This window comes from Burkholderia sp. BDU5, from assembly GCF_001522845.1.
Lineage (GTDB): Bacteria > Pseudomonadota > Gammaproteobacteria > Burkholderiales > Burkholderiaceae > Burkholderia > Burkholderia mayonis.
Map to the genome: position 1 here is coordinate 31,457 of NZ_LOWC01000142.1, position 24,205 is coordinate 55,661.

18 protein-coding genes, 1 pseudogene and 1 riboswitch are annotated in these 24,205 nt (G+C 66.6%); of the genes and pseudogenes, 7 read left to right on the top strand and 12 right to left on the bottom strand.

Translation table 11 applies throughout. The annotated features are described in order from the left end of the window. Positions 1 to 34: 34 nt before the first annotated feature. Positions 35 to 101, top strand: a riboswitch (Fluoride riboswitch). A gap of 82 nt (positions 102 to 183) precedes the next feature. Beyond that, on the top strand, positions 184 to 1,464 hold the full coding sequence (locus tag WS69_RS21380) for a voltage-gated chloride channel family protein (protein WP_059472679.1): 1,281 nt from the start codon (positions 184 to 186) through the stop codon (positions 1,462 to 1,464). Between the two features lie 170 nt (positions 1,465 to 1,634). Here the strand turns inward: WS69_RS21380 and WS69_RS21385 are convergent, their stop codons facing one another. The 4 genes and pseudogenes from WS69_RS21385 to WS69_RS21400 form a co-directional block, all read right to left on the bottom strand. Further along, the gene (locus WS69_RS21385) at positions 1,635 to 2,582 is read right to left on the bottom strand and encodes a CPBP family intramembrane glutamic endopeptidase (RefSeq protein ID WP_059472680.1); all 948 of its coding nucleotides are present in this window, start codon (positions 2,580 to 2,582) and stop codon (positions 1,635 to 1,637) included. A gap of 834 nt (positions 2,583 to 3,416) precedes the next feature. Beyond that, positions 3,417 to 3,853 (bottom strand): annotated as a pseudogene (locus WS69_RS35010) (SRPBCC family protein). Positions 3,854 to 4,029: 176 nt separating this feature from the next. Then, positions 4,030 to 6,510 carry a flavin-containing monooxygenase gene (locus tag WS69_RS21395; protein WP_059472682.1) on the bottom strand — a complete coding sequence of 827 codons (2,481 nt, stop codon included), beginning with the start codon at positions 6,508 to 6,510 and terminating at the stop codon, positions 4,030 to 4,032. Continuing rightward, positions 6,497 to 8,179 (bottom strand): GMC family oxidoreductase, encoded by a 1,683-nt coding sequence (locus tag WS69_RS21400; RefSeq protein WP_059472683.1) that lies wholly within the window; start codon positions 8,177 to 8,179, stop codon positions 6,497 to 6,499. Before WS69_RS21400 ends, WS69_RS21395 begins: the two co-directional genes overlap by 14 nt. Positions 8,180 to 8,500: 321 nt before the next feature. Between WS69_RS21400 and WS69_RS21405 the strand changes: the two genes are divergently transcribed. Further along, positions 8,501 to 9,574 carry an AraC family transcriptional regulator gene (locus tag WS69_RS21405; RefSeq protein WP_059472684.1) on the top strand — a complete coding sequence of 358 codons (1,074 nt, stop codon included), beginning with the start codon at positions 8,501 to 8,503 and terminating at the stop codon, positions 9,572 to 9,574. Positions 9,575 to 10,138: 564 nt separating this feature from the next. Continuing rightward, positions 10,139 to 11,374, top strand: a complete 1,236-nt coding sequence (locus tag WS69_RS21410) for an oxygenase MpaB family protein (RefSeq protein WP_231747190.1) — start codon at positions 10,139 to 10,141, stop codon at positions 11,372 to 11,374. Positions 11,375 to 11,525: 151 nt separating this feature from the next. On the opposite strand, the gene WS69_RS21415 is transcribed toward WS69_RS21410, so the two are convergent. Further along, positions 11,526 to 11,837: a hypothetical protein gene (locus WS69_RS21415; protein ID WP_226382886.1), complete on the bottom strand. Its 312-nt coding sequence runs from the start codon at positions 11,835 to 11,837 to the stop codon at positions 11,526 to 11,528. 19 nt (positions 11,838 to 11,856) lie between these two features. Between WS69_RS21415 and WS69_RS21420 the strand changes: the two genes are divergently transcribed. Further along, positions 11,857 to 12,375 (top strand): AraC family transcriptional regulator, encoded by a 519-nt coding sequence (locus tag WS69_RS21420; RefSeq protein WP_226382885.1) that lies wholly within the window; start codon positions 11,857 to 11,859, stop codon positions 12,373 to 12,375. Here the strand turns inward: WS69_RS21420 and WS69_RS21425 are convergent. The 4 genes from WS69_RS21425 to WS69_RS21435 all read right to left on the bottom strand — a co-directional run bounded on the left by WS69_RS21425 (position 12,357) and on the right by WS69_RS21435 (position 15,739). Next, positions 12,357 to 13,004 (bottom strand): glycine zipper 2TM domain-containing protein, encoded by a 648-nt coding sequence (locus tag WS69_RS21425; protein WP_059472686.1) that lies wholly within the window; start codon positions 13,002 to 13,004, stop codon positions 12,357 to 12,359. The genes WS69_RS21420 and WS69_RS21425 overlap by 19 nt on opposite strands. 250 nt (positions 13,005 to 13,254) lie before the next feature. After that, entirely contained in the window at positions 13,255 to 14,295 is a 1,041-nt protein-coding gene (gene trpS / locus WS69_RS21430) for a tryptophan--tRNA ligase (protein WP_059472687.1), read from the bottom strand. 115 nt (positions 14,296 to 14,410) lie between these two features. Beyond that, a complete protein-coding gene (locus tag WS69_RS33640; RefSeq protein WP_156438304.1) occupies positions 14,411 to 14,677 on the bottom strand; it encodes a hypothetical protein in 267 nt (88 codons plus the stop codon). 30 nt (positions 14,678 to 14,707) lie between these two features. Then, positions 14,708 to 15,739 (bottom strand): GlxA family transcriptional regulator, encoded by a 1,032-nt coding sequence (locus tag WS69_RS21435; RefSeq protein ID WP_059472688.1) that lies wholly within the window; start codon positions 15,737 to 15,739, stop codon positions 14,708 to 14,710. Positions 15,740 to 15,826: 87 nt separating this feature from the next. Between WS69_RS21435 and WS69_RS21440 the strand changes: the two genes are divergently transcribed. Then, a complete protein-coding gene (locus WS69_RS21440) occupies positions 15,827 to 16,525 on the top strand; it encodes a DJ-1/PfpI family protein (RefSeq protein ID WP_059472689.1) in 699 nt (232 codons plus the stop codon). A 351-nt stretch (positions 16,526 to 16,876) separates the two neighbouring features. Here the strand turns inward: WS69_RS21440 and WS69_RS21445 are convergent, their stop codons facing one another. Then, the gene (locus WS69_RS21445; RefSeq protein ID WP_059472690.1) at positions 16,877 to 18,871 is read right to left on the bottom strand and encodes an ABC transporter ATP-binding protein; all 1,995 of its coding nucleotides are present in this window, start codon (positions 18,869 to 18,871) and stop codon (positions 16,877 to 16,879) included. 660 nt (positions 18,872 to 19,531) lie between these two features. Between WS69_RS21445 and WS69_RS21450 the strand changes: the two genes are divergently transcribed. Continuing rightward, positions 19,532 to 20,416, top strand: a complete 885-nt coding sequence (locus tag WS69_RS21450) for a Dyp-type peroxidase (protein ID WP_059472691.1) — start codon at positions 19,532 to 19,534, stop codon at positions 20,414 to 20,416. A gap of 695 nt (positions 20,417 to 21,111) precedes the next feature. Next, complete coding sequence (locus WS69_RS21460; protein WP_059472693.1) at positions 21,112 to 22,338, top strand: DUF3472 domain-containing protein; 1,227 nt, start codon at positions 21,112 to 21,114, stop codon at positions 22,336 to 22,338. Between the two features lie 351 nt (positions 22,339 to 22,689). Here the strand turns inward: WS69_RS21460 and WS69_RS21465 are convergent, their stop codons facing one another. Next, a complete protein-coding gene (locus WS69_RS21465; protein WP_059472694.1) occupies positions 22,690 to 23,091 on the bottom strand; it encodes an OsmC family protein in 402 nt (133 codons plus the stop codon). Positions 23,092 to 23,181: 90 nt separating this feature from the next. Further along, positions 23,182 to 24,108, bottom strand: a complete 927-nt coding sequence (locus tag WS69_RS21470; protein WP_059472923.1) for a LysR family transcriptional regulator — start codon at positions 24,106 to 24,108, stop codon at positions 23,182 to 23,184. Positions 24,109 to 24,205 lie beyond the last annotated feature (97 nt).

Here is a 24,205-nt window from a genome sequence, read left to right on the forward strand (position 1 = left end):
CGGTGTCGCTCCGCCCCGGCATCGCGTACAATCCACGGCGACCGGAGATGGCATGCCTCCGTACAACCGCCGGCGAGCCGGCTGATGATGCCTACGCGTTCCTGGGTGCAGGAGGTCGTAGGCCATCCGTAACACGCGGCGTCCTGCCGCCCGGGTTTGATGTCCTGTCGAATCTGGAAATTCATGAAACGTCTGCAAATCCTCGAGCCCGTCGCGATGCTCGTGCATCTGTGCCGCTGGCTCGCGCTGTCGGCGGTGGTGGGCACGCTCGCCGGCTCGGCGTCCGCGCTGTTTCTCCGAGCACTCGATTTCGCGACCGGCACGCGCGTCGCGCATCCGTGGCTGCTGTGGCTCCTGCCCGTCGCGGGCTTTGCGACCGGCTGGATCTATCACCGCGTCGGCCAGTCCGTCGAGCGCGGCAACAACCTGCTGATCGACGAGATCCACGATCCGCAGCGGATCGTGCCGAAGCGGATGGCGCCGCTCGTGCTCGTCGCGACGGTCGTCACGCATCTGTTCGGCGGCTCCGCGGGCCGCGAAGGCACCGCGGTGCAGATGGGCGGCGCGCTCGCCGATCGCGTCACGCAACTCCTCAGGCTCGATCGCGACGACCGCCGGATCATGCTGATGGGCGGGATCGCCGCCGGCTTCGCGTCGGTGTTCGGCACGCCGCTCGCGGGCGCGGTGTTCGGACTCGAAGTGCTCGCGATCGGACGGCTGCGCTACGACGCGCTGCTCGCGTGCGTCGCGGCGTCGATCGTCGCGGACGCGGTGTGCCGGCTGTGGGGCATCCATCACACCGTCTATGCGGTGCCGTTCGTGCCTGCGCTGAGCGCGGCGGGCGTCGCGTCGGCGGTGGCGGCGGGTATCGCGTTCGGCGTCGTCGGCAGGCTGTTCGCCGCCGCGACGCATGCGCTCGGCGCACTCGCGAAGCGAGGGATCGCGTATCCGCCGCTGCGTCCCGTCGCGGGCGGCACGCTCGTCGCGCTCGCGGCGACGCTCCTGCATACGCCGCAATATCTCGGCCTCGGCATCCCGACAATCGAGGCCGCGTTTCGCGGGCCGCTGCCCGTCTATGATTTCGCGGGCAAGTTCGCGTTCACGGTCGTCACGCTCGCGTCGGGCTTCAAGGGCGGCGAGGTGACGCCGCTCTTTTACATCGGCGCGACGCTCGGCAACGCGCTGTCGCCTCTCCTCGCGCTGCCGACGCCCGTGCTCGCGGGGCTCGGCTTCGTCGCGGCGTTCGCGGGCGCGGCGAACACGCCGATCGCGTCGACGATCATGGCGATCGAGCTATTCGGCACGCCGATCGGCGTGTATGCGGCGCTCGCGTGCGTCGTCGCGTATCTGTTCTCCGGGCACGCGGGCATCTATCGCGCGCAGCGCGTCGGGCAGACGAAGCTGCCGGGCATCGGCGATGCGAGCATCGCGCGGCCGGTTGCGCGGGAATCGGCGGCGAAGTGATCGCAAGCCGCGCCCGAGCCCAGCGGCGCGCGCGTGACGTTCGAAGCACAACCGAAGCACAACCGAAGCACAACCGAAGCACAACCGAAGCACAACCGAAGCACAACCGAAGCACAACCGACACGCGTCGGCCGCGCGCGAGCCGATCCCGGATCGATCGCCGGGCCGGCTCAGATCATCTGTCGACGCCCGTGCGCGAGCGCCGCGCCGTTCGACGCCGCGCGCGGCGGCAGGCGCCACGCGACGTACGCAAGCGCGGCGAGCGCCGGAAACACGAGCACGCTCGCCTCGGGGCCGACCGTGCCGCCGCTCAGCCAGACAGGGCCGATCGCGTGGCTTCTGAACAGCGTATCGTGCGCGGTGAGTCCGCTGTCGGCCGCGCCGAACAGGAACGACTCGCTCCAGTCCCACATCGAATGCTCGCCGAGCACCCACCAAAGCGAGCCGGTGCGCCAGATCGCGAGGCACGCGACGAGCCCGAAGATCACGACAGGCACGATGCCCGCGATGTTCTCGTTGCGATTCGACACGTGCGAGATGCCGAACGCGAGCGACGTGAGCGCGGCCGCGACGACGGGATGTGTGCGTTGCGCGAGCTTGAAGAACGCATAGCCGCGAAACGCGACTTCCTCGGCGAGTGCGACGACCAGGAACGCGGCCGCCCACACGAGCGCCGATTCGAGCGCGGCCGTCCGGTTCGCGCCCGAGTATTCGATCGTCGCGCCGCCCGTCAGCACGAGCAGGCCCATGATCGCCGACACCGCGACGAGGCTGAAGAGCGCGCCCCAGACGAAATGCGACACGCTGCGCGGTGCGCGCAGTCCGTAGTCGAGCCATGAGCGACGGTCGATGCGGCTCATCACACGCGTTGCGATCAGCGAGGCCGCGCACAGCGCGAGCTCGAACGGAATCTGCCCGGCCGCGCTCAGGTCGCTGGGCTGACGGAACGGATGGTGCACGATGCGCGCCGCGTAGCCGAGCACGAACAGGATCGCCGCGACGATCGCGGCATACAGCAGCACGGCCCAGCCGGCACGCAGGCCGTCGGCGCCATGCCAGATCCGATTGAGTCGAGGCGGTAGCGAGGGCGGCCGGCTGGTTTTCTTCACGTCTCCCATTTGCGCGTCCCGGGTTTTTTCGATGATCAGGCTTACGAATTGCCTTCGCGTACGACGCTTGGCCAAGTCTCGGAATGTGGCGCGTACGGGGCCGAATGGTACATCCGGCGCGAGGAAATGTGGTGATGCCGATTGTGGAGAATGTTGGCGATATGTCGAGCGTCGCGCGGCGGCGACGTCGAGCGCGGTGGTGCGGCGGTGCGGCGGGGGATGTGTCGCGCTGCGTGTCGCGTCACGTGGTGTTTCGGCGATTCGGCTTATTGACGTTTCGACGACCGAGCGGCGCGACGATTCAGCGTGTGTCCACTCGACGCGTATGCGCGATGCGGCCGCACTCGCACAGCCGCTGCGCGAGCGCATCGAAGTCCGCAACGAGCCAGAACGCATCGCCGCGATTCGTCTCCGCGCACGAGCGCGCGCAACGCGCGGCTGCGCGCGAGCGGTGCGTCGATGTCGCCGACGACGGCGCGTTTGACGCCGTAGTTGATCAGCTTCTGCACGAAATGTCCGGCGACGCAGGAGTCGAGACGAAAGAAGTCGTCGTGCAGCCGCTCGGCTGGCAGCGCGATCCACGCCGCGCCATGCTCGCGCGCGGCGACGATCAGCAGGCCAGGGGGGCCGCGTCGGCCGCGTCGAAACGCAGCACGCGCACGTCGCCGACGACCCGGACGTCATGCGCAATCGCACATATCTTTCGTTTTGCCGACGAGGAAGTCGAGCGTCGCGTCACCCTGGCCGCGAATGAAGTGCGGTTGATCGGCGAGCATGCGCACGTCCGCGTGCGGCAGCCGCCGCCGCACACGCTCGGCATCCTGGCGAATCTCGACGACGCGATCACCACGGATTCGACAGCCGGAGCTTGCGCGCGCCGCGGCGAATGCCGCCTTCCAGAAAATGCCAGATCACGACGCGATGCGCGGCGCCTTGCCGTCGAACGTGATGACGTAATGAAACCGCATGCGATCGCCGTCGCCCGCGAGAAACTTCATCACGCCGAGGTGGTCCAGCAACGGGACTGCCTTCGGTGATCCGGTATTCGGTCAACTGGTTTGCCTGATAGGCGGTGACGGTCTCGACGAAGGGCGGTGCGCCGCGCACCTGCATTTGGCGGGCGGAACCGACGCCGTTGCGTTCCAGATCGACGTCGCTGATGCGGCGGATTTTCGCGGGCGCGAAGGGCGATTTGAGCTTCTCGTGCTCGCTGAAGAAGCGAAACACACGTTGAACGGGCGCGTCGAACGCTTCGTTGTTTCTATGCGTTGCGTTGCCATCGTGGTTCCTCTGTTGCGGGTGGTAGCGGGATGCGCCGTGGCGTCCGCGACACATCAGGCGCGCGGGGCGGCGGGGTCGGTCTTCACGCGGACGGGCGCGGCGTCGAATGCCATGCGCCGGCCGCGTGCGATCCGTTTGCATCTCGCATGCGGGTTCGATCCGGAATGCGGGGCGTTCATGCGTCGACCTCGGCGCTCGATTCAGCGCTCGACTCGGCAGTCCAGCGCCGCGCAAAGCCGGCGAGCGTGCGAATGGCCGTCGATGCGGAGCGCAGATAGAACGACTGAAGATGAAAGACGTGCCACCGCTTCGCGTGAACTTCGAGACGGCACGGCGTCCCGCAAGCCGCCGCATGCTCGGCGAGCCGCAACGCATCCGACAGCAGCACCTCCTGATCGCCGACCTGGACGAGCATCGGCGGAAGACCGCGCAAGTCGGCGTCGAGCGGCCAATGCGCGTCGACGCCGGCGGGCGCGCGATACCAGCGCAGCCCTTGCTCGAGCCAGCCGCGACGAATCATCGGATCGTCTTCCCGCATCGACGTCAGGGTTTCGCCGCCGAGGCCGGGATCGGTGACGGGCGAAATCAGGAGGAGCGCCGCCGGCAGGCTGTCGCCGCGGTCCCGGAGGGTGATCGCGAGCGCGATCGCCAGCGCGCCGCCCGCTGAATCCCCCGCGACGACGATCCGGTCGGCGGCGTAGCCCTGATCGCGCAGCGTCGCATAGCACGACAACGCATCCTGCAACGCCGCGGGACACGGATGCTCCGGCGCGAGCCGGTAGTCCGGCGTCCACACCGACATGCCCGATTCGATCGCGAGGCGCGTCGTGATGCTGCGATGCGTGCGCGGCGCGCCGAGGCAGAAGGCCCCGCCGTGCAGATACAGGATCGCGCCGCCGGCTTCGCCCCGTTTCGGCGCGACCACTTCGACGGGCACCGCGTCTCTCGCCGTTTCCCGATAGCGGACGACGCCGCCGACGCCGGGCATGAGCGGTGCGAGCGCGGCGACCGCGCGCCGCTGGACGCGGACGCCGAACGGCGGCCCGACGACGAAGCGGAACGTGGTCCGCAGCAAGCCGCGCAGGAAACGCGCGCTGATCGCTTCGAGCCGGTCTTCGGGCTCCGCGACGGCGATGCCGCCCGCCGAGCCGACGGGGCCCGGCAGCGCGCGCGTCATGCGATACGCGCTCAGGCTCGAGAAGCGCGTGAGCCAGCGGTACGACAGCGTGAAGCCGTGCCAATTGGCGCTGTTGTGTCCGCTCGCGTCCACGTACCAGCTCGTGCAGCCGCTCCATACCGTTTTGCTCAAGCGCTTCTGCACATGTGCGTTGAACTGGCGATAGCGGCGCTCGTCGACGTCGATCGCCGTCGCGTTTGCCGCCCGCATCGCCTCGTAGCACCGGATGACGTGCGCGATCTGGCTCTCCAGCATGTATACGATCGAGTTGTGCCCGAGATTCGTGTTCGGGCCGTACAGCATGAAGAAATTCGGAAAGTCCGGCACCGCGACGCCGAGATAGGCCCGTGCGCCGCGCCGCCACGCGTCGTTCAGCGTTACGCCGGCGCGTCCGACGATGCGCATCGGCGCGAGAAACTCGGTTGCGGCGAAACCTGTCCCGAACACGATCGCGTCGACCGGATGATGGACGCCGTCTTCCGTCTCGATGCCGCCGGGCGTCACGCGGCGAATACCGGCCGTCACGAGCGCGACGTTGGGCTTGTTCATCGCGGCGAGGTAGTCGTTCGACAGCAGGATGCGCTTGCAGCCGATCGGATAGTCCGGCGTCAGCTTCGCGCGCAGCGCGGCGTCCGGTACTTGCGTCGACAACAGCCGGACGAACGGCCGCCGGGCGGAAAACCGCATCAGCCCCTTGAAGCGCGTGAAGGCCAGCGCGCGCGCTTCGTATTTCAGATAGATGCACGCACGGTGGAGCTTCATCGTCGACGGCATGCGGCGGAACAGCGCCTTTTGCCATCCGCGGTACGCGCGGTCGGGACGCGGCAGGATGTATGCGGGCGAGCGCTGGAAGATCGTGAGCCGGTCGACGTCGTTCGCGATCGCGGGCACGAACTGGATCGCCGACGCGCCGGTGCCCACCACGGCCACGCGTTTCCCGGACAGCGCGTAGCCGTGATCCCAGTGCGCGGAATGGAACGCGTGCCCCTCGAACGTTTCGATGCCGGCCAGTTTCGGGAGAATGGGGCGGCTCAATTGTCCCGTGGCGGTGACGAGCAGCGTTGTCGCGACGATCGTTCCGTCCGTCAGCGCGACGCGCCACAGCGATCGGCGTTCGTCGTACCCGGCGCTTGCAACTTCGGCGCCGAGCTTGACGTGGCGCATCAGATCGTACTTGCGTGCGCAATGCCGCAGGTACGCATGGATCTCCGCCTGATGCGCGAACGTTCGCGACCAGTCTGGGTTGGGCTCGAACGAGAATGAGTACAGATGCGAAGGCACGTCGCACGCGGCGCCCGGATAGCTGTTGTCGCGCCAGACGCCGCCGACGTCGTGCGAGCGCTCGAGGATCACGAAATCGTGCAACCCCGCCTGCCGAAAGGCGCGGGCCATGCCGATGCCGCCGAAGCCCGCGCCGATGATGACGGCGGCCAACGGCGTCCCGGCGTCCAGCCTGCCGTCGACGTCAAACGATCGCATGACCGATCTCCTTTTCTTGTGTGGGCTGCTTCGAATCGCGCGTCGCGCATGCTTCGCCCGATGACGATCGAACGCGGCTGCGGCCGCGGATCAGGTCGACTGCCTTCTCGGCGATCATGATCGTCGGCGCGTTCGTGTTGCCGCCGATCAGCGTCGGCATGATCGACGCGTCGACGATGCGCAGGCCCTGGAGCCCGCGCACGCGCAGTTGCGGGTCGACCACCGCAAGCTCGTCCTGCCCCATCCTGCAGGTGCCGACCGGGTGGTAAACCGTATCCGTGCGTTGCCGCAGCACGTCGCGGATGTCGTCGTCGGTCTTCACGTGCGCGGTGAACAGGTCCGCTGTGATCCATTCGCCGAGCGCCGGCGCCTGCATCAGCGTGCGCGTCAGCTTGAAGCCGGCGACCATGTCCTCCAGATCCTGAGGATCCCGGAAGAACGCGGGGTCGATGAGCGGCGCGTCCTGCGGATGCCAGCTTCGCAGCGCGACCGAGCCGCGGCTGCGCGGACGCAGCAGGCAGACGTGGCATGACAGGCCGTGCCCGCCGTGCAGGCTGCGCGCGTGATTGTCGACGAGCGCGACGACGAAATGGAGCTGGATGTCGGGCGCGGCCAGATCGGCGCGGGTCCTGAGGAAGGCGCCGCCTTCGGCGAAATTCGACGTGAGCATGCCGCGGCGCGTTCGGCGAAACCGCACGGCTTCGCGCAACAGGCGCAGGCCGCCGCGCACCGATACGCCGATCGTGTCGACGCTGCGCGTGCGGTAACCGAAGATGAAGTCGGGATGATCCTGAAGGTTCTTGCCGACGCCCGGCAGATGGAGGAGCGGCCGGATGCCGAAGCGGTCGAGCTCCTGGATCGGCCCCACGCCGGAGAGCATCAGCAGTTGCGGCGTTTGCAGCGCGCCGCACGCAAGCACGACTTCGCGGCGCGCGTGGAAGGTGCGAACCCGGCCGCCTTGCCGCACTTCGACGCCGATTGCTCGCGTGCCATCGAACAGGATGCGCTGCGCATGCGCACGCGTTTCGACACGCAGATTATCGCGTCGCCCGATATGCGGCAGCAGATACGCGCGCGCGGCGCTGCACCGCTCGCCGTGCTTCTGGGTGACCTGGTAGAGGCCGACGCCTTCCTGTTCCGCGCCGTTGAAATCGTCGGTCACGGGCAGACCGATCTGGCGGGCGGCCTCCAGATAGCGCGCATGGAACGGGTTGCCGGTGCGCAGATCGCTGACCCACAACGGGCCGCCTCGGCCGTGCCATGCGTCGTCGATTCGTTCGTTGTGCTCGCTGAGGCGGAAGTACGGCAGCACGTCGTCGTACGACCAGCCGGCGTTGCCTCGCGCGGCCCAATCGTCGTAATCGCGGCGATGTCCGCGCGTGTACACCATCGCGTTGATCGCCGACGATCCGCCCAGCGTCCGGCCGCGGGGCTGGTATCCGCTGCGGCCGGCGAGGCCGGGCTGGGGCGCCGTCTCGAACGCCCAATTGTTGATCCGGGTGGGAATCATCGCGACGGCGCCGGTCGGAACGGTCACGAGCGCTCCGCCGCCGCGCCCTCCGGCTTCCAGCACGCAGACCGTGACGTTCCGATCTTCGGTCAACCGGCCCGCGACAACGCAGCCTCCCGAGCCGCCGCCGACGACGATGTAATCGAATGTAGTGCTCATGCTGTCGTTTCCTCGATGCATCGGTTGATTCGATTCGACATGCTCGACACGGGCTCGCCGCGACCGTTGCCCGGGACGGGCGTCGCGCTTTCGCGTCGGTTTGCGTGCGACGACCGCGTATCGTGCATCGTGTCGTCTCCGCGCGGGGAACCGCATCTTCGATGCCGCGTGCGATGCGTGCGGCATCGACGCAGCCCTTCGGGCTTCGGACGACGGCTTGGTCGTGCTGCATGTTGTCTGCGTCGCGGGAAAACGCCAATGATGAGACGGGACATTTGTTTTAGTATTTGGGCCAAATCGGTCCTTCGAGGGTTTCTCTGTATGAGCGTCTGGGACTTCACGCGAAGCCCCGCCAGCGTGCGCCTGATGGTGGACTTCGGTGGAGAGCGGGCACTCGCCGACGCGCAGTTGCTCGCCGGCGCGGGCTTGTCCGTCGCGCAACTGGACGACCCGAACGTGAACGTGACGGCGGCGCAGGAATTGCGCGTCGCGAGCAATCTGCTGCGCTTGCTCAAGTATCCGGTCGGGCTGGGTTTGCAGGTCGGGTTGCGCTATCACTTCTCGACATACGGACTGTGGGGATACGGACTGATCGCGAGCGCCACGGCCGGCGACGCGCTCGCGCTGGCGCTGCGTTTCCTGCCGCTCACCTATGCGTTCACAGCGATCACGTATCACCACGAAGGCGATCTCGGCGTGTTGACCTTCAGCGAACCCGAATTGGCGGACGAGATGAAACGCTTTGTCGCGGAGCGCGACATGGCCGCCGCAGCGGTGCTGCTGCACGAGATCGGCGGCGACGCGTTCGTTTTAAACCGCTTCACGCTCAAGGGCGATCGCGGGGCGCTCGAGTCCGCGCCGGCGGCAGAAATCCGACGCACGCACGGGGTGATGCCGGAGTATTCTGCGCGCTCGAACAGCCTGGTGTTCGAGCGGGCGCTTCTGAATCGGCCGCTGCCGCAGGCCAATCCGATCACCGTGTCGATGTGCGAGCAGATGTGCCGGCGGCTCATGGAAGAGCGACGCCTGCGCCTCGGCACGGCGGCGATGATTCGTCATTACATGAGCGCCGTGCCCGGCATCGTGCCGTCGACGCTGGACGACATGGCCAGGCTGATGAACACGAGCCCGCGCACTTTGAAACGGCGTCTGCAGGACGAAGGCACGACGTTTCGGGCGCTGTTGGCGGGCGCGCGCAGCGCGATGGCATCGGAGCTGTTGACGGACACGGATTTGCCGCTGAGCGAAATTGCGGAGCGATTGGGCTTTAGCGATCTGTCGAGCTTTTCCCAAGCGTTCAAGCGTTGGCAAGGGATGGCGCCTAGCGCTTTCCGTAGCCGGGCCGCGGCGGACGGAAGCGGCGATGTCGGTCGTCGAGAGGAACGCAACCGATGATTCGGCAAAACGCCGGATGGGCGACCCGCCATGCGGTCGCGGCCGATACGTAGCTTTCGGCACATCGGCTCTTTTCGACATTGACAAGAAAGAACGTTTCCCAAGGTCGCCTCCGCGAAAACAAGATCGATGTAGGGTGGGAGCGTACCGATTCGATGCAGCTTGCAAGGCGGGAAATGCAGCCCGCAATCATCTGCCTTCGGCCGTCAACGTGCGTTCGACGGCGCTCCGAGCGGCCATCCAGGCGCTCGTCCAGGAAAAACCCTTGGAAGGGCCAGCTTGGCCCGCAAACTAAAACACCTGTCCCTTTTCAACATGGCTGTTTCCCCTCGTTTGCCGGAACATGCAGCACTATGAAAGCGATAAATGAGTATTGTCGATCGTAAAAGAACATTTTTTCACTGGGCAGTCCATATCGACGGTGTGGCATTGCATGTGGATCGCACGGCCGTCGGGCAAACCCATTAGGCAACGCATGGGCATGCAGATCCCGATCTCGGGATCGGACGAGGTATTCGTCGAATGCATAGCGGAAATAGTATTAATGGATAGGGAGACGCATATATGAGAAAAATTCAATCGAATTATGAGCAGGTCGATTTTTTGGAGAACCCTTCGATCACGCTGGAGTTTCCGTATAACGTGGCTATGAGTCTGTTTGCGCCGAAAAATGTTAAATCGACCGATGCACAGTTCCAGTCTTTTCTGAGATTCAAGAATGAGTTCGATCCCGTCGCGGACCGGCTTGTCGAGTGCATGCATCGCGACGGGAAGGCGGTGTGGGAAATGTTCAATCACGCGCTGGAGCATGGAATCGACATCGTCGTTAATCCCCCATCCGAACTCGTCGAATTTTTTCGCGAAGTGGACCGGGTTCCGTATTGGTTGGACTATACAAGGCTGGATTCCGCTACCGACTTGATCGCAATGGTGGGCGACGAGGCGTTGCCGATTTTCATCGCGGGATTGGCGTTGAGCTATGTGGCGCCGGACGCGAACGAAGTGCTGATCCGCTCCGGGGATCTTCATAAAAAAGCGGGTAAGCGGGCGGTCGAAACGCTCGCTTGGTATAACGAGGTCACGGCTCCGGGAGGGCTTGCCCGTTTCGGCGCCGGCTTGAAGGCCTGCGTCCGCATTCGCCTGATCCATGCGCACATGCGTAGAGCGATGAACGGACGGGAAGACTGGAATCGGACCTTGCTGGGTAATCCGATTCATCAGTGCATCTACGTAGCCACAATTATTCCGTTTTCCTTGGCGTCTTCACTGGGAGCCTTGGCGCTCGGTCACGTCGATGTGCTCTCGTCCAAGAAAAGAGGGGATATCGTTAATTTGTGGCGATATATTGGATACCTTGTTGGCGTCCACCCGGAACTGCAGCCTGCCGACGAGTCCGATTTGTGGCGCTTGGTGTGGCTTCAAATGCATGACGCCTATAAGATGGATCACATCACGCCGATGCTTGGAGGCGCCTTGTTCGGCGCGCTGCCCGAAATTCTCGGCAAGGACGAGTCCACTTTCAGTGGCATGGTGACTCTGAAAATTAAAAGATCGTACTACGGAAATCTGGCGAGAATAATTCTCGGAAATAGATTGGCCGATGCGCTTTCGTTTCCGAAATATTCGATTGGCATTGTCATGATCGCTGCCTCTTTCCTGAAGAATGCTTCGGTAAACCTGGTGGCGAAGCTGGTGCCCGGAGGGCAGGAATCGGTGCGGCGCAGACAAATGAGGAGGCGCAAGATCATCATGTCTTCCATCATCGATCGAACGAATGCCGACCTCAGCTTTGTGAGGTGACCATTCATTCCTCGTGCCGTTGAGCGATCTTTGACGCGAGCCGACGTTCAGGCAAGTGGCGGCACACGCGGGATGCCGCGCCTGACGACGAGACGAGCTGGCGGGATCGCGACTGCCGATTCGGATCGCGAATCATTGGCTCGTCGCTTCGTCACGCGTCGTCGTCGACGTTCGGTTGCCGAAGCGCGTTTTCTTCGCAAGCCTGAACAATGTGCTGCAAGCCTCGGTGCACGAGCTGCATGTCGTGCTTGGCGAACCGCAGGATGGCCTTGCGCACGAGCGACTGCACGGGGGCTCGCGCGGCAAGGTCCAGGCCGGAACGACTGACGACGAATGTAATGCCTCGCTTTCCGGAACCTCCGCCGATCCGGCTCAGCAGCCAGCGATGCATCATGCCGTTCGTGATCAGATACGCGTTGCCATATGCAATTCTCAAGCGCTCTGATAACTGGCTCACGCTCATCGATTCCCTGCTGCTCCATGTGCGTGAGCGCAGAGTCGTGCGCGCGCATGTGCTCGATACGTCCGCGAAGTACTCCCGCAGCCGGCTGAGCGTCTATGCGATCTATCTGAAGGAGGACGGCGTCAACGCGACGCTGACCGTCCGCGGGAAGGTGCCGCTCGGCAACCTGCGGAATTTCTTTTTCGAATGCCTGCTGATCGGGATATCGGCGACGGTCAAGTTCCTGTTTCCGGATCTGTTCGAGCAGATCGAACTGGGCTTCACGTGGCCGCAGCCGGACTACTTCGAGCGATATCGGGATCGGCTGCCGAAGGTGACTTTTCGCGCGTCGGACAATCAACTGCGGCTGCCGTCGTCCAGTCTCGCGAGGAAGTCGCCGTTCGCGAACGCCGCCGCCCATTCGCAGGCGATCCGGCAGCTCAATCGCGAGATGGCGCTGCTCAATCTGGACGCGTCGGATCTCGTCGACCGGGTGCGGGCGGGGTTGATGCGTCTTGCGTTCGGGCGCGAGCGCATTCGTCAGTACCGCGAAATCTGATTGCCGTCGACGCGCACGCGATCGCCCGGACGCAGATCGCCCGGCGTCTGCAGGTCGAACGAGCGCATCGAGCCGTCGCTCAGTTGCACGTCGACGCGATACGCGCTCGGCTGCGCGCCCATCTGCTGGCCGATCTGGTTGCCCGCGACCGCGCCGCCGAGTGCGCCGATGACCGTCGCGGCGTCGCGGCCGTGGCCGCGGCCGATCTGGTTGCCGAGCACGCCGCCGACGAGCGCGCCGACGACCGTGCCCGCGACGCCCGACGGGCCTGTCGCGCCGCCGATCGGGCGGATGCCGGCGATCGTGCCGTACTGGGTCGAGTAGCCCGGTTGATACCCGGATTGATAGCCCGATTGATAGCCGGGTTGCGCGTAGCCTTGCTGCGGATACGCGGGCTGCGAGTAGTCGGGCTGCGCATACGACGGCTGCGAGTAGGCCGGCTGAGCGTACGACGGCTGCGAATAGGCGGGCGCACCATACTGCGGCTGCGAACCATACGGTCCGTACGCATTCGGCGCGACGCATGCGCTCAGCGACAGCGCCGCCGTCGCGGCGAGCGAAACGAGCAGGGTGGTCCTCGCAAAAGCCGGGCGTTTCGTTGTCGTTGTTTGGATGGGCTTCGTGTTCATGGTAGCGGGTGGTTGCTATTGCACGCCGGCAGTATAGGGAATGCCGTCATCGTTGGATGAGCGTCGCGGGTAACAGTGTGTAAAGTCTGTTGCCGCTCGGTCGGCGCGTGCGAAAACGGCTTGCGCGCAGTGCGTGTTGCAACGGCGAAAACGATCCGTCCGACGAAAGGCGCGCGTGTCGGACGATGCATCATGAACGATCCGACGACTCGACGGCCCGACAATGTGCGCCCGCCTGCGCCACCCTGCGTCAGCCGACGATCTTCCGAAACGAAAACGCCCCCAGCGCGTCGCGCACCTCGCCGAGCGTGCGCTGCGTGACGTCGTTTGCGCGTGCGGCGCCGTCCCGCAGCACGTCGACGACGTAGCCCGGCTCGCGCGCGAGCTGCGCGCGCCGCTCGCGGATCGGCGCGATCAGCGCTTGCAGCTTGTCTTCGAGCCGGCGCTTGAGCGTCATGTCGCCGAGTCCGCCCGCGCGATACGCGGCCTTCAGTCGCTCGACTTCGTCGGGCTCGTCGTCGAACGCATCGAGATACGTGAACACGACGTTGCCTTCGACCGTGCCCGGATCGGACACGCGCGGATGATTCGGATCGCTGTACATCCGCTTGACGGCATCGGCGATCGCGTCGGGCGACGACGACAGCGGAATCGCGTTGCCCTGCGACTTGCTCATCTTCGCGCGGCCGTCGACGCCCGGCAGCCGCCCCGTCGACGAGATCAGCGCGTTTGCTTCGGGCAGCACGTCGATGCCCGCCTGCCGGTTGATGCGCCGGACGATTTCATTCGTCTGCTCGACGAGCGGCAATTGATCGTCGCCGACGGGCACCGTATCGGCCTTGAACGCGGTGATGTCGGCCGCCTGCGCGACCGGGTAGCAGAGAAAGCCCGCCGGGATGTCGCGGCCGAAGCCGCGCGCGTGGATCTCGTCCTTGATCGTCGGATTGCGCTTGAGGCGCGCGACGGTGACGAAGTTCAGATAGAAGAGCGTCAGCTCGGCGAGTGCGGGCAGGCCCGACTGCACCGCGATCGTGCTCCGGCGCGGATCGATGCCGACCGCCAGATAGTCGAGCGCGACTTCGATGACGTTGCGGCGAACCTTGTCCGGATCGTGTGCGTTGTCGGTCAGCGCCTGCGTGTCGGCGACGAGGATGAACTGCCGGTGTGTGTCCTGCAGCGCGACGCGCGTCTTCAGCGAGCCGATGTAATGGCCGAGATGCAGCGCGCCCGTCGGGCGATCGCCGGTCAGTGCGATCGGCGGTCGGGAAGGATTCGAGGTGTCGTCGTGCATGAACGGTTTCTCCGGGAAAACCGCCGCAGTCCGAGCCGGGTTGGGGGCGCGATCGACGCAATGCCGGCCGGATGCGGCGGCATGGTCGTGATCGGGATGTGACTATGCCGCTCCGTCAGAAGCGGCGCCAGAAGTGCGAGAGGGGAAGGTATTGCGTCGACATGCGGAAAGGGTCGCATATTTCGGCTTTTTCGCCATGCGAGGCTGTGTCGCGACGCGTCGTGCGCGCGCGGTCGAGGATGCGCTCGGCGGCGGCGGTGCGGGTCGCGACAATGTTACTGCGTCGAGGTCTCGCCGAAGATGAAGTCGACGTCGAGGTCGAAATTGAGATCGACGTCGAATGCGAAGCCAAAGCCAAAGCCAAAGCCAAAGCCAAAGCCAACGCGCCGCGCCGCGCCGACGCAAATAGAGCTCAGACGCCTCGCCGATCCACCGCGAACCGCTCGCGATACGTCTGCGGCGTCACGCCGAGCATCCGCAGGAAGCTGCGCCGCATCGTTTCCTCAGAGCCGAATCCGCAGCGCGCGGCGATTCGCTTGATCGGCAGCGGCGCGTCGGCGAGCAGGTTGCGCGCGGCTTCGACGCGCATCTGCTCGATTGCCCGCGCGGGCGTCTTGCCGGTCGTCTCGCGGTAGCGGCGCATGAAGCTGCGCTCGCTCATCCCCGCGCGCGCGGCGAGGGCCGCGACCGACAGATCCGCGCCCAGGTTCGCGGCCACCCATGCGTGCAGTTCGCTGAAGCAACCACTTTCGTGCTGCAGCGACAGCGCGGTGCTGAACTGCGCCTGGCCGCCCGGCCGCTTCAGGAATACGACGAGATGCCGCGCGACGTCGAGCGCGAGCGCGCGGCCGAGATCGTTTTCGACGAGCGCGAGTGCGAGATCGATGCCGGCCGTGACGCCTGCCGACGTCCACACGTCGCCGTCGCGTATGAAAATGGGATCTGGATCGACGCGCATGTTGGGGTAGCGCCGCGCGAGTTCTTCGCAGCGCGACCAGTGCGTGACGACGCGGCGGCCGTCGAGCAGCCCCGCCGCCGCGAGCACGAACGCGCCCGAGCACACCGACGCGATGCGCCGCGTTTGCGCCGCGCGGCGGCGCACCCAGTCGACGAGCCGCGGGTCGCGCGCCGCGTCGTAGACGCCCCGGCCGCCCGCGACGATCAGCGTATCGGACGGCTCGCGCGCGGCGGGCAGCGGCGCGGCGACGAACACGAGCCCCGCCGATGACATGACGGGCGGCGCGTGCGCGGCGACGACGCGCGGCGCATACGGGATCGCGAGGCCGCGCCGCGCCGCGAAGTCGTTCGCAGTCGAGAACACCTGCAGCGGCCCGGTGACGTCGAGCAACTGCACGTCGTCGAACGCGAGCACGTGCACCGCGCGGCGCTCGGCGGCGGCAGGCGCGGCTGGCAGGAATCGTGGGGACTTTGGCATATTCGCCATACGGTACTTGCGTACAGTCGGTTTGTCCACGGCGCCGCGCGGGCTGCCGGGCCGGCGTGACGGCATGCAACAAGGAGGAGGATCGGAATGGCCATCGAAGTGGGATTACTGTTGTTTCCGCAGGTGCAGCAGCTCGATCTGACGGGGCCGCACGACGTGTTCGCGTCGTTGCCCGGCGTCACGGTACGGCTCGTCTGGAAGACGCGCGAGCCGGTGGGCGCGAGCAGCGGGCTCGTGCTCGCGCCCACCGCGACGTTCGACGACTGTCCGCCGCTCGACGTGATCTGCGTGCCGGGCGGCGCGGGCGTCGCCGATCTGATGGAGGACGCGGACACGCTCGCGTTCATCCGCCGGCACGCGGCGCAAGCGCGTTACGTGACGTCGGTCTGCACGGGCGCGCTCGTGCTCGGCGCGGCGGGCCTGCTGCGCGGCCGGCGCGCGACGACGCACTGGGCTTTCCATTCGCTGCTCGCGCCGCTCGGCGCGATTCCGGTGCGCGAGCGCGTCGTGCGCGACGGGAATCTCGTGACGGGCGGCGGCGTGACTGCGGGGATCGATTTTGCGCTGACGCTCGCGGCGGAGCTCGTCGGCGAGGACGACGCGCAGGCGGTACAGCTGCAGCTCGAATATGCGCCAGCGCCGCCGTTCGAATCGGGCGATCCGGACACCGCGCCCGCGCGGATCGTCGAGCGCGTGCGCGAGCGGTCGACACCGGTGTTCGCGCGGCGCGAGCAGGTGGTCGCGCGCGTCGCGGCGGCGCTGGAGCGGAGCTGGGCCGCGGGGTGATGCGGGTGGTTGGTTGACGGATAGGGGGAATCGCAACGGGGCGGAGCGGGGCGGCGCAGGCGGGCGTCCCGGATTGCGGGCCTGCGGCCGTGCGGGGAGCGGTGGCTTCGAAGCGACGCAGCGCTTTGCGGCTCGATTTGGTTTGCTGCGTTTTGATCCAGTCGCGTTTCGACCGCATGTATCGATCGTCGCGATGCCGTGCGTTGTCCGTGCGAGTCGAGTTGGGGCGACGCGATCGCGCGTTTTGCGTACACGTCGCGTGTCGCGCACCGCGCGAACGCGACGCCAAGCAACGCGACCGCGCTCGCGCACAGCCGCGCCGCCCGCATCGCGGCTCCGTCGCGACCGCCGCTACTTCTCGACGGCGACCGCCGAATCGTCGATTCGCCCGTCGCCGCCGTCGAACGCGCCGTGCGAGCGCCGCGCGTCGTGCTCGTCGAGCACGCCGGGCTTGTCGCGTTCGCCGCGCTCGTTGCGCTCGTCGCGTCCGTCATGCTCGTCGCGCAGCCAGTCGGAGACGTCGCCGCCCGTCTGCTCGATCAGGCCCTTCGCGAGTTCGAGCGCTTGCCGCTCGAACAGCCGCCGGTAGACGCCGCCTTCGAGCCGGATCAGCGCGTCGTGGCAGCCTTCTTCGATTACGCGTCCCTTGTCGAGCACGATCAGCCGGTCGAGCGCGCGCACCGTCGACAGCCGGTGCGCGACGACGAGCGTCGTGCGCCCGACCATCAGCCGCTCCATCGCCTGCTGGATCAGCACTTCGCTCTCGCTGTCGAGGCTCGACGTCGCTTCGTCGAGGATCAGCACCGGCGCGTCGGCGAGGAACGCGCGCGCGATCGCGACGCGCTGCCGCTCGCCGCCCGACAGCTTGATCCCGCGCTCGCCGACGAGCGTGTCGTAGCCCTGCGGCAGCGCGGCGATGAAGTGGTGCGCGCTCGCGAGCCGCGCGGCGCGCTCGATCTCGTCGCGCGTCGCGGTGGGCCGCGCGTACGCGATGTTCTCGGCGAGCGTCCGGTGGAACAGCAGCGGTTCCTGCTGGACGATCGCGATTTGGCTGCGCAGCGAATCCTGCGTGACGTCGGCGATGTTCTGCCCGTCGATCACGATGCGGCCGCCGTCGACGTCGTAGAGCCGCTGGATCAGCTTGATGAACGACGTCTTGCCCGACCCGGAATGCCCGACGAGCCCGACCCGCTCGCCCGGCGCGATCCGGATCGAGAAATCGCCGTAGAGCGGCTTCGCGTGCGCGCCGCTGTAGCCGAACGTCACGTGCTCGAAGCGGATCTCGCCGCGCACGATCGAGATCGGCCTCGCACCCGGCTTGTCGTCGATGCCGAGCGGCTGCCGCTCGAGCGACACGAGTTCTTCCATGTCGTTGACCGAGCGCTGCAGGTTGCGGATGTGCATGCCGATGTCGCGCAGATAGCCTTGCAGCACGAGGAACGTCGTCAGCGCGAACGTGATGTCGCCGACGCTCGCGCGATCGTTCGCCCACAGCCACAGCGCCGCGCCGAGGATCGCGGCCTGCATTGCGACGAGCATCGCGCCCTGCACGCCGCCGTTCAGCGTGCCGCGCCGCCACGCGCGGCGGGTGCGCGCGCGCCACTTCGACACGACGCGGTCGAGCCGCGCTTCCTCGCGCGTCTCCGCGCCGAACGCCTTGACGACCGGGTTGCAGCTCACCGCGTCGGCGAGCGCGCCGCCCATCCGCGTGTCCCACAGATTGCCGAGCCGCGCGGCGGGCGCGACGAAGCGCAGCGACATCGTGACCGTCACCGCGATGAAGACGAGCGAGCCGCCGCCGACCACCGCGCCCATCACCGGCCAGTGCGCGCCGAGCAGCAGCGTCGCGCCCGTCAGCATCACGACGGACGGCAGCAGCGCGACGAGCAGCGTGTCGTTGAGCAAGTCGATCGCCCACATGCCGCGTGTGATCTTGCGCACGGTCGAGCCGGCGAAGCTGTTCGCGTGCCAGTCGGTCGAAAAGCGTTGCACGCGATGGAACGCGTTCGCCGCGACTTCGCTCATCATCTTCAGCGTCAGCACGATGATGTGGCGGAACGCCGCCTGCCGCAGCAGCGTGCCCGCGACGCCGATGCCGATCAGCATGCCGAACGCGTGCAGCGCGCGGCTCCAGGCGTCGGCCCTGTCCGCGGCCGCGACGCCGTGCGACAGCGCGTCGACGAGGCGTCCCGCGAAGAGCGGCGTCAATACGTCGCCGAGCGCGGCGGCGAGCGCGAAGAAGGCGATCGCGCCGATGCGCGCGGGTTGCGCGCGCCAGTGTCGGAAGGTGAACGCGAGCACGTCGGTAAATGCCCGCCCACCCGGATTGCTAGTTTTCTGGACCATTTGTCGGGGCCCGGCCGCTCGTGGCGAACGGGACTTGTCGATTGTTGTTCGAAACGAAAGCCGGACGGACGCCGCTGCGCGTCAGCGCACGAAACGAGGGCGAGAAATTGTCCGGAAACGGTGCGGGCTGGAAAGCGGCCCGCGGAGACGGCGACTTAGAACGCGCGCCGTGGAACTGCCGTCGGGGAGGTGACATGCATTCGCGACATCCGGCACCTCCTTCGAGCGTTGAGTGGGTGAAATGAAGGCGAGCTGAAATTCAGCTCGTGTAACGATTCTAGCGGCCGTTTCGTGTCGCTGCAATGTCAGACGAATGGATGTTGCCGATTCGATACGGGGCGATGCGTGGCGTCGTGGCTCGTTGCGTGCGATGGAATCGGGACGCGTGGGTTAACATCGGGCGTCGTCGTGCGCGCATCGCGCTGCGCACGCGTATCGACGGTGTGCGTGTACGTGTCGGCGCGCGGACGCGCATGTCGCGGACGGGCACGTCCAAACGGGCATGTTTCCAACGGGCACATCCCGGGCGAGCAGTCGCAGACGCGCATGTCGCAGACGCGCATGTCCCCGACGCGCATGTCCCCGACAAGCATCATGTCCCGGGCGTTATGGGACAATCCGGCGTCCCCCTGTAGAACCGAACATTGCATCGAGGAAACGATGAGCGATATTCAGCAAGGCATTCTGGCGCCGATTCCGGCCGCGAGCCGTTACCTGTCCTTCCGGATCGTGCATCCGGAGCATGCGGCGAGCGTCCTCGCCGCGTTGCGCGACGACGCGGTCGACGGCGTCGATACGGTGATCGGCATCGGGCCGTCGCTCGTGCACGCGCTCGACAAGAAGATCGACGGCCTGAAGGAGTTTCCCGAGCTGTCGGTGCCGGGCGCGCCGGCGCCGTCGACGCCCGCCGCGCTGTGGGTCTGGCTGCGCGCCGACGATCTCGGCGCGGTGACCGTGCGTTCGCGCGACATCGAGCAGCTCGTCGCGCCCGCGTTCGAACTCGACGTCGCGGTGAATGCGTTCCGCTATGCGGACGATCGCGACCTGTCCGGCTACGAGGACGGCACCGAGAACCCGGAAGGCGACGAGGCGCTCGAAACCGCGTTCGTGTCCGGCAAGGGCGCGGGGCTCGACGGCGCGAGCTTCGTCGCGGTCCAGCAATGGGTGCACGATTTCGGCAAGATGCGCGAGATTCCGGGCGACGAGATGGACCGGATCATCGGCCGCCGCAAGGACGACAACGAAGAGCTCGAAGGCGCGCCTGCGTACGCGCACGTGAAGCGTACCGAGCAGGAGAGCTTCAAGCCGGAGGCGAAGGTGCTGCGCCGCTCGTCGCCGTGGGCGGACGAACGCCGCGCCGGCTTGTACTTCGTCGCGTTCGGGCATTCGTTCCGCGCGTTCGAGGTGCAGATGCGCCGGATGATCGGCGCGACCGACGGCGTGCACGACGGCCTGTTCCGCTTCACGCAGCCGATCACCGGCTCGTTCTTCTGGTGCCCGCCCGTCAAGGGCGGCAAGCTCGATCTGTCGGCGCTCGGGCTGTAACCGTAATGCGGTGCCGCGCCGCGCTGCGCGGCGTGGAAGCGGCGGCGCGCGATGCGCGGATGCCGGCGCATCGGCATCGCGATCGTGATCGCGTTTCGCTTTGCTCGCGATCGCCGTGCGACGCGCTGATGCTTCGGCGCGCTGATGCGGGGGGCGATCGCGACGTCGTTGCGGACGTCACGTGCATCGGAGGGTTTTTCGGCGGCCGATTTTGGCGCGCCGAATCGGCCTTGCGCTGCGCGCGGAACGACGTGCAGCGCAGCACACGTTTGCCCGGCGGCCGCGATGGACGCCGGGCGACGTCGCCGTGACGGCTCGATTCGTCGACACTCATCGTACTCGGCCCTTTTCACGCTGCGAATCGATGTTCCGCTTCGGACCGCACTCGCGGCGGTCGATTGTCTTTACCCATCTTCCGGTTTCGCCTGTTGCGCTCAGCCGATCGAGTGGATATCCATTCCGATATTCCATCGTCCGGCCTGTTTCGCATGTGGAAAAGCAAGCAAATGGCGGAAATCCCGCGCCACATCGCGAAAGCGTTATGAACGAACGCTCCGTCGCCGTGCTCTTCAATCGGTTTCAACGATCTAAAACAAGTAAATAACATATTAAATATTAACGGATGTTGATTATCCCGCCGAATATGCTCGGTTATTTTCATTCTCTGAGAGACCCTCGCTTATAGTGTGCGACGCATGCCCGCAAATCGAAACACCCATTCGAGGAGGATCGAATTGAAATTCAAGTGCATCGCAGCATCCATCCTGGCGACGGCCGCCATCGACGCAATAGCCGCCGGCGCCTGCCTGAACGGCTCCGTGATCGCTTCGTCGACCGGCGCGCCGCTCGTCGCGAGACAAGGCTCCGTGTTCTCGTCGACGCTTTACGATCCGTCGATCACGTCGAGCAACCGCACGCACAATCCCGTCCTGCTGTCGGTCAAGGTGACGAACAACGGCCAGCCGGTAGCCGGCTGCGACGTCGCGTGGCAGCCGCAAGGCGCCGGCAGCGCGTCGGGCTGGCTGTTTCCGGTGAACGCGTCGACGGACGCCAACGGCGCGGCGGCTGCATGGTGGGTTGCCGGCAACGGCGGCACGCAGACGGCGCTGGCGAGCATCCGCCGGTTCGACGGCACGGCGCAGAAAGCGGTGTTCAGCGGCTCCGCGTGGCCGCACCGGACGCGCGCGAACTCGATCCATCTGAACTACCCGCAGGCGAACAACTGGACGCGGATCAGCGTCGACGTGACGCCCGAGGCGCTCGCGCCGACCACTTATTGGGAAGCGATCGGCTGGCCGGGCGCTTACACCGGGATTCAGTCGGTCGACGGCAAGCAGAACGGCCTGATCCTCTTTTCCGTGTGGGACGCGAACGGCAAGTCGCCGCAGATCGTCGCGAAAGGGCCGGGCGTCAATTGCACGCAATTCGGCGGCGAGGGCACCGGCTACAAGTGCTTCAAGAGCCATGCACCCGTCGCGGGCAGGACGTACCGCTTCGAGGCGTCGATCGCGCCCGTCGCCGGGCAGAGCCAGACAGATTATTCGGTCTGGTTCACGGATACGTCGACCAACGCGCGCGAGTTGATCGCGACGCTGCGCTATCAGAAGAGCGTTCAGGCGGCGAATTACGCGGACAGCTTCGTCGAGGATTGGGCGACGGAAGACGCGTCGTGTTTCGACGCGACGCAACGGGCCGGACAGTTCGGCAACGTGAGGGCGTTCGACAAGACGTCGGGGCGGTGGGTCTCGGTCGACAAGGCGTGGACGTCCGCCGTCTACACGCCGGATCACAACGAGATCTGCTCGAACTACAGGTTCTCGGTGGTCAACGGCAGCTTCCGGATGAGCACGGGCGGCTACGCGGTGGGACAGCCGCACAATCTGCCGGGCGGGCCGAAGTCGATTCTGCTGACGCTGCCTTGATTCTCGGGCGCGTCGCGGTCGCAAGGCGGCGTGGCACATGACGCGCCTCGCCGCCTCGCCGCCGTCCCGGCGTCGGATCGACAGTAGATCGCTGAAGCGAATCCCGTTCGCCCTTTGGGGGGCGAGCGTTCGCGTCGACGTCGGGACGAATGGCCGCGATAACGCGAGGCAGCATCACCGCGTGCGAGCGTGAACGTCTGCAACTTGTGCGTCGTGCGTGTCTGCTCGATCTATCCGGCGTCGCCGACGCGAGGCGGACTTTGCATGCTGTGCGCGGCGCGACATGACGCGACGCTGCACGCGCCACGCCACCCCACGCCGCACTGCGCAATGCGGCACTGCCACCGCGCATCATTTCAACGTCGTCTCGATCCGCGTGCCGCGCTTGATGAACACCGTGACCGGCGTCTTCTCGGCGATCTCCGCGAGCCGCTTGCGTTGCGCGCCGTCGAGCGCGCCGTCGACGACGATCGTGCGCCGCACGTACTGCGCGCCCTCGCGGTCGACATGCAGTTCGGCGCGCGCGGACAGGCGCGCGGCCGGCCAGTCCTTGCGCTGCATGTACATCCGCAGTGTCGCGACGGTGCACGCGGCGAGCCCGGACAGCACGAGCTCGTACGGCGCGGGTCCGATATTACGGCCGCCTTCGCGCTCGTTCTCGTCGCCTTGCAGGCGATGCGAGCCGGCTGCGATGTCGACGACGTAGTTCGGCGCGTCGGGCGCCATTTCGGCTGAGGCGTGGATGAGCGGCATCGCGTGTTCTCGGTGTCAAGGGAGGGATCGGCCGGCATGCCGGCCTCGATTCGCGAGCATAAACGGCTTCGCGCCGGCCTGCAGCGGCCCTTACGCGCCTGCCGGATGCGACGACGCCTCGCGCACGACGTCGATCACGCGCTGCCGGAACCACTGGTGCGCGCGGTCGAGCTCGCGTGACTCGTGCCAGTACGCGAGGATCGGATAGGGTTTCAGCCGCAGCGGCAGCGGCTGGATCGCGATCGGCAGCAGCCGCGTCATCCGGAGCGCGTACGAGCGCGGCAGCGTCAGCAGCAAATCGCCCGACGCCGCGATCTGGCACGCGGCGAAATAGTGCTGGCAGACGAGCTGGATCTGCCGGAACCGGCCGTCGGCGCCGAGCAGCACGTCGAGCGTGTGCGGCTCGCCGAGCGGCGACACCGTCACGTGCCGCGCGGCGAAATAGTCGGCGCGGCGCAGCGGCGCGCCCGCGAGCGGATGGTCGCGCCGCATCGCGACGACGAGCGTGTCGTCGATCACGTATTCGCCGACGATCCGCAGCCCCGCGGACACGCGGCGCTCGATCGCGAGATCGAGATCGCCGCTGCCGAGTTCGCGTTCGATGTCGGCGACGGGCACGCGCCGGCTCACGAGCCGCACGCCGGGCGCGTCGCGCGCGATCGTCTCGACGAGCTGCGGCAGCGCGATCGATTCGAGCACGTCGCGCACGCCGACGACGAAGCGCATGTCGAGCGCATCCGGGCTGAAGCGCGTCTGCGCGCGCGCCGCGTCTTGCAGGCCCTTCAGATGCAGCTGGACGTCCGCGATCACCGCGCGCGTGCGCTCGGTCGGCACGACCTTGTTGCCCTGACGCACGAAGAGCGGATCGCCGAAGTGCGCGCGCAGCCGGTTCAGCGCGTGCGTGACGGCCGGCTGCGTCAGGTGCAGCGCGCGCGCGGCGGCGCTGATGCCGCCTTGCACGTAGACCGCGTCGAGCACGCGGAACAGGTTCAGGTCGAGTCGGTGGTCGGATTGCATCGGCGTGTCCGGGCGGTTCGCGCGATTGCGCGAACCCATCAATGATGTCTATGTCCTCGCATAATAAATATTCATTTCATCGATTGTCGAGGATCGC